Origin of the sequence: Liberiplasma polymorphum, assembly GCF_043951795.1 — a bacterium.
Taxonomy (GTDB): Bacteria; Bacillota_I; Bacilli_A; order Izemoplasmatales; family Izemoplasmataceae; genus Liberiplasma; species Liberiplasma polymorphum.
In genome coordinates, this window is sequence record NZ_JBIOAG010000062.1 from 1 (window position 1) to 5640 (window position 5640).

At 33.6% G+C, this 5640-nt stretch carries 7 protein-coding genes; 2 read left to right on the forward strand and 5 right to left on the reverse strand.

The features are described 5' to 3' along the window. The 5 genes from mscL to lplA all read right to left on the reverse strand — a co-directional run. Positions 1 to 451, reverse strand: a 451-nt coding sequence (gene mscL / locus ACHAJD_RS09580) for a large conductance mechanosensitive channel protein MscL (RefSeq protein WP_435585648.1), incomplete at its 3' end; no start/stop codon positions are given. Positions 452 to 528: 77 nt separating this feature from the next. Beyond that, positions 529 to 1176 (reverse strand): protein disulfide oxidoreductase, encoded by a 648-nt coding sequence (gene pdo / locus ACHAJD_RS09585; RefSeq protein WP_435585649.1) that lies wholly within the window; start codon positions 1174 to 1176, stop codon positions 529 to 531. A gap of 3 nt (positions 1177 to 1179) precedes the next feature. Next, positions 1180 to 2154, reverse strand: a complete 975-nt coding sequence (locus ACHAJD_RS09590; protein ID WP_435585650.1) for an NAD(P)/FAD-dependent oxidoreductase — start codon at positions 2152 to 2154, stop codon at positions 1180 to 1182. A gap of 18 nt (positions 2155 to 2172) precedes the next feature. Beyond that, positions 2173 to 2424 (reverse strand): metal-sensing transcriptional repressor, encoded by a 252-nt coding sequence (locus tag ACHAJD_RS09595; protein ID WP_435585651.1) that lies wholly within the window; start codon positions 2422 to 2424, stop codon positions 2173 to 2175. 101 nt (positions 2425 to 2525) lie between these two features. Continuing rightward, complete coding sequence (gene lplA / locus ACHAJD_RS09600) at positions 2526 to 3518, reverse strand: lipoate--protein ligase (RefSeq protein WP_435585652.1); 993 nt, start codon at positions 3516 to 3518, stop codon at positions 2526 to 2528. A gap of 131 nt (positions 3519 to 3649) precedes the next feature. Between lplA and ACHAJD_RS09605 the strand changes: the two genes are divergently transcribed. Together ACHAJD_RS09605 and ACHAJD_RS09610 are read left to right on the forward strand one after the other, a co-directional pair. Further along, the gene (locus tag ACHAJD_RS09605; RefSeq protein ID WP_435585653.1) at positions 3650 to 4180 is read left to right on the forward strand and encodes a cysteine hydrolase family protein; all 531 of its coding nucleotides are present in this window, start codon (positions 3650 to 3652) and stop codon (positions 4178 to 4180) included. Positions 4181 to 4183: 3 nt separating this feature from the next. Continuing rightward, positions 4184 to 5635 carry a nicotinate phosphoribosyltransferase gene (locus ACHAJD_RS09610; RefSeq protein WP_435585654.1) on the forward strand — a complete coding sequence of 484 codons (1452 nt, stop codon included), beginning with the start codon at positions 4184 to 4186 and terminating at the stop codon, positions 5633 to 5635. Positions 5636 to 5640 lie beyond the last annotated feature (5 nt).

Consider the following 5640-nt stretch of genomic DNA (forward strand, 5'->3'; position numbering starts at 1 on the left):
ATTTTGCTTGTTCAGCTAAAAGTTTTTTTATATCCGTTAGTAAACTTTCGACTGTAGGTTGATCTTTTTTAGTTTTTTCAAGTGCTTCTTTAACTCTTTTTTCTTCCTCTAAACGTTTTTGATGGGCTAATTCTTGGGCTTTCATCATGAGTTTAATGACAAAGAATATAACCAATGCAATGATGATAAAGTCAATAACATTTTGAATGAATAAACCATAATAAATCGCATTTTCAGTAATGCCTAACATTGGGTTTTCTGGTGTAATGACGTATTTATAATTTTCAAATCCATCCTTACCAATGGCTAAACTAATAATCGGCATTAAGATATCGCGGACTAAACTTTGAATGATTCTTCCAAATGCAGTACCGATAATAACTGCTACAGCTAAATCAACAACATTGCCTCGCATGATAAACGTTTTGAAATCTTGGAATAGCTTTTTCATCTAATTCCCCCTTGACTACATTATAGCAAATATAAAAGAAAACACAGTTCATTTTTGGTGAACTGTGTTTTTTATGATTAACGTAAGTTTTCTAGTTCTTTTAAGAACGCTTCAACGGGTTGATTACCGAGTAACTCAAATTGATCATTGATAATGATTTTAGGAACACCAGATACTTTAAATTTTGCAGATAAAGCACCAAATGTTTGGGCTTCAATCATTGAAGCTTCAACATTAGGATTTAACATCGCAATTTTATGTGCGGTTTCAACTGCACCTGGACAGTGTGGGCAACTTAAAGTAACAAATACCTTAATATCAACTTTTTTGTCTATTGCTTTAATGCGTTTGATTGTTGCTTCATCAAAATCAAAAGCAACGCCGCTCATGATGAGTAATCCATTTAAAAATGAGTTAATTTCATGACCAGCTGGAATCCCATTAAATTTAACGCCTAAGTATTCATCTTTGTCGTTTAACATGACAAAACTTGGGGTTAAGGTAATATTATACTTTTCAGCAAGGTCTGCATCTTTTTTAATATCTTTAAACTCAACTGTAATCAGTGAATTTAATTCTGCAACTTCTTGAAGAAGAAGTTTAGTTTCTTTACACGTTTCACAAATACCTTCTTGTGTAAATAAAACCATTTTTACTTTGTTTTGCATAGAGGCAATATACCCCTTAATTGAATCTGCCACATCTTGTGGTAATAATCTTTCCATCTTTTATTCTCCTTTGTATGTATGATTTAAATATTGATTCGCAGCTAACGCGGCTTTTGCCCCTTCAGCTGCAGAAATAATAATTTGTTTATGAGGTTGTGCAGTGACATCACCAGCAGCAAATAATCCTTTTAGTGAAGTCATTTGGTTATGATCAACTAATATTTCTCCTTGTTCATTTAAAGCAACTAAATCTTTAACTAAAGCACTATTTGGAATTGTCCCAATTTCGATGAGTAAACCGTCAGCTTTAATTAAACGTTTTTCACCGGTTGCTTTATCTAACACTTGAACACCTTTCATCATTTCATCGCCAAACACATTAAGTATTTGTGTCTCTAGATGGACAGTTAACTTATCAACCTTATCTAACTTTGATAATAAAATTTGATCTGCGCGCCACTGACTTCTGTGAACGACTGTAATTTTATCTGCCCAAGGCACTAAGTCAAGGACCCCTTCAGCAGCACTATTTCCCCCACCAGCAACAATTACATGTTTGCCTTTGAAAAACGGTGCATCGCAGGTAGCACAATAAGTAACACCTCGGTTGGCATAGTCATTTTCACCAGGAATAGCTAGTTTTCTAGAAGAACCACCTGTTGCAATAAGTAATGTTTTAGTTGTATATTTTTTCCCGTTACTGGTTGTAACGATATAATTTGGGGCTACATTTTCTATACTTGAAACCCCACTTTTTAATAAAGGCACTTCTAAGTGCGTAACATGATCAACAAACGCATTAGCTAAATGTTCACCATCAATCAAATTAAAGCCTAAGTAATTATCAACCGCTGTTGTATTATGCAGTTGACCCCCATTTTCTTTTGCGATTAACCCAACGGTTAATCCTTTTCGTTTGGCATATAACGCCGCATTTAACCCTGCGGGTCCGCCGCCTATAATAAGCATATCCCAAAGTGTTATCTCATCAAATTGATTAGTTATGGTTTTCTTTTCTACAGTAAAATTAAACATGCTTCATCATCCTTTATGCTATTTGCCTTTAATAATTAAATCTACCGCATCATGGATGTTGTCTAATTTAATATTAAAGTCATCTTCAATGGTTTGAATCAAGTTTTGGGTTGTCAGTAAGCCGATGGCTTTATCAATGCCAGAACGCACCGCTTTTAACTGTGCTAAAATATCGATACAAGCAGTGTCAGATTCCATTAACTTAATTATGCCTTGCATCTGGCCTTGTGTCCGTTTTAAGCGATTCACGAGTGCTTTATCACACTTCATAAGATCACACCTTTCATCAAAATCAAACCCATTATACCCTAAGGGGTATTTGACTTCAAATGATGTGCATTATTAATGAAAAGAAAGAACCGAAGTTCTTTCTATCCAAATAAACATTCCAAAATATTATCAAGGGTTATATTAAAGAAATACTCATCTAAAGGTTCATTTTCTAAAGCTTTTGATAGCGTAGATTCTTCAAAAGGCAGGCCTTTAAGTTTTTCTTCTAACTCGGTTAAATCTTTACTGCCTAAGAAATCCCCGTAAATTTTAACTTTATCTATCACACCATCTTTAACATCAAGCTTAAACTCAACTTTACCGCCAGCATAACGGCCTTCTTTTTCAATACTAAACTCAGGACTCTCACCATAATTCCATTCCCAAGTGTTATAACGTGTTGCCATCAGTTCATGAATTTTTTCTAAATCATGCGCACTTAGTTCATAAACATGATCCATAATATTTTCAGAGTTTAATAGGTATTTAAGTAAACGCTCTTTAAAATCTATCATTGAAATAGCATCTTTTAAATAAGGTTTAATATTCGTAACTCTTGCACGATTACTCTTAATACCTTTTGAAGCAATTTTATCAGGTTTAACATTTAAAGCATCCGCTATAATACTTAAATCAGCATCAAATAAAATCGTCCCGTGATGTAACATACGGTTTTTATGATAACTTTGTGCGTTACCACTAATTTTTTTGCCTTCAACAACAACATCATTTCTACCTGAGAATACTGCAGGGACACCGTAGCTATTTAAAGCTTTTATTACAGGATCGGTAAACTTACGATAATTATTTAAATTATCTTTTAAGTTCGTTGTCACAAATGAAAAGTTTAAGTTGCCTAAATCATGATAAACTGCCCCGCCTCCAGTAATGCGTCTAACCACACTTACATCATTATCTTTTACATATTTTGCGTTGATTTCTTCAATCGTATTTTGATTGCGACCAATAATAATACTGTTTTCATTTTGCCATAATAACACAAAATCTTCATCGGTATCTAAATACTTAAGCACGTATTCTTCTAAGGCCAAATTATATCTTGGATTTTTTGAATCGTTTAATATTGTTTTCATCGTTTCACCTCTATTTTAGACTCATAAAAAGTTTATCTTAAAAGCACTGCTGTGTCAACGATACTACTGTAATAAAGCACAAACTTAACGTTCTATGTTACAATATAAGTAGGGATAAAAGGAGTGGTTTTATGAAGCAATGTTTAATTGTTGTGGATTATCAAAATGATTTTATTGATGGGGCATTAGGCTTTGATGAGGCGCTTCAGATTGAGGCGGCTATTGTGGATAAAATAAAAGCCTATCGTTTGCTCAATGCGGATATTTTATTTACACAAGATACCCATGATGAAGATTATCTAGAAACCGAAGAAGGAAAACATCTTTCCATTGTCCATTGTCTTAAAGGCACATATGGTCATGAGATAAAATCATCAATAAAAAAGTTGATGGATAAAGACGATAAAATATTTATTAAACATACTTTTCCATCACTTGAACTTGGTCAGTATTTAAAAGAGATAGGCTATGATATAATAGAACTCGTTGGACTCGTTTCTAACATCTGTGTTTTATCAAATGCCGTAATTGCTAAAGCGGCTTGTCCTAATGCAAGGATCATTGTCGATGCATCATGTACAGCTAGTTTTGATTCTGACTTACACCAAAAAGCTTTAGATATTATGGAAGGTATCCATATAAACATCAAGAATAGAGGATGAATGATGAAAAAAATTAATGAAACAATGCTAATTGATTTTTATGAATTTACCATGGCCAATGGCTATTTCGAAAGTGGATTTAAAGACCAAATAGTCTACTTTGATTTATTTTTCAGAAGTATTCCTAATAGTGGAGGTTACGCTGTCATGGCTGGACTGAAATCTATTGTTGAATACGTAGAAGAGTTGTCGTTTTCTGATGATGATATTGCGTATTTAAGAAAACGTAAACTATTTAGTGAAGGATTTTTAACGTTTTTAAAAACCTTTGAATTTACAGGGGATATTTACGCAGTAAAAGAAGGAACGGTCATTTTTCCAAATGAACCTGTCATCTCAGTACGTGCAACCGCCATTGAGGCCCAATTAATCGAAACCTATTTATTACTAGCTGTTAATCACCAATCATTAATTGCAACCAAAGCTAGTCGTTTAAAATATGCAGCGAAAGATCGTTTAATTATTGAAATGGGTGCGCGTAGAGCACACGGAGTAAGTAGTGCTAATTTAGGCGCGCGTGCGGCTTATATTGGCGGGGCTGATTTAACAAGTAATACGTATGCAGATCGTCATTTAGATATTCCTGCGAGTGGAACAATGGCTCATAGTTGGGTTCAATTATTTGATTCTGAACTTGAAGCTTTTAAAGCTTATGCAAGAATTTATCCTAATAATACAACATTCTTAGTTGATACTTATAATACGCTTAAAAGCGGAATTCCTAATGCAATAAAAGTGATGAAAGAAGATTTAGTACCAAAAGGGGTTAACACATTTGCCATTCGTATTGATTCAGGTGACTTAACCTACTTATCTAAAAAAGCACGAAAAATGTTAGATGAAGCAGGCTTACCAATGTGTAAAATTATCGCATCAAATGCATTAGATGAATACTTAATCAAAGCATTATTAGACCAAGGCGCACCTATTGATGTTTTTGGCGTTGGTGAGCGTTTAATTACTTCAAAAAGTGATCCAGTATTTGGCGGTGTATATAAGTTAGTAGCCTTAGAAGAAGATGGGGTTGTTAAACCTAAGATTAAAATAAGTGATAACCCAAATAAAATTACTGTCCCACATTTTAAAAAACTTTATCGTATCTATAATAAGGACACAAAAAAGGCATGTGCAGATGTATTAACGATTCATGATGAAATCATTGATGAATCTAAACCACTCACTTTATTTGATCCAGATTACACATGGAAAAAAACGACTTATGAAAATTTTACAGCGGTAAACTTACTCATTCCTGTTTTTCAAAAAGGAAAATGTGTGTATCCTTTACCAACCGTAAAAGAAGTAAGAAACTACTGTTTAGAGCAATTAAATACATTATGGGATGAATCGAGAAGATTCGAGTTCCCGCATAAATATTATGTGGATTTATCTGAAAAATTATGGCAAACAAAAATGGACCTTATTAAACAACACACCAATAACAACAAATTGTAGTGTGT

What these genes read in the sequence shown, in the direction of transcription:
- pdo (WP_435585649.1), bottom strand. Translation starts at nt 1,176, where the DNA reads ATGGAAAGATTATTACCACAAGATGTGGCAGATTCAATTAAGGGGTAT.
- ACHAJD_RS09590 (WP_435585650.1), bottom strand. Translation starts at nt 2,154, where the DNA reads ATGTTTAATTTTACTGTAGAAAAGAAAACCATAACTAATCAATTTGAT.
- ACHAJD_RS09595 (WP_435585651.1), bottom strand. Translation starts at nt 2,424, where the DNA reads ATGAAGTGTGATAAAGCACTCGTGAATCGCTTAAAACGGACACAAGGC.
- lplA (WP_435585652.1), bottom strand. Translation starts at nt 3,518, where the DNA reads ATGAAAACAATATTAAACGATTCAAAAAATCCAAGATATAATTTGGCC.
- ACHAJD_RS09605 (WP_435585653.1), top strand. Translation starts at nt 3,650, where the DNA reads ATGAAGCAATGTTTAATTGTTGTGGATTATCAAAATGATTTTATTGAT.
- ACHAJD_RS09610 (WP_435585654.1), top strand. Translation starts at nt 4,184, where the DNA reads ATGAAAAAAATTAATGAAACAATGCTAATTGATTTTTATGAATTTACC.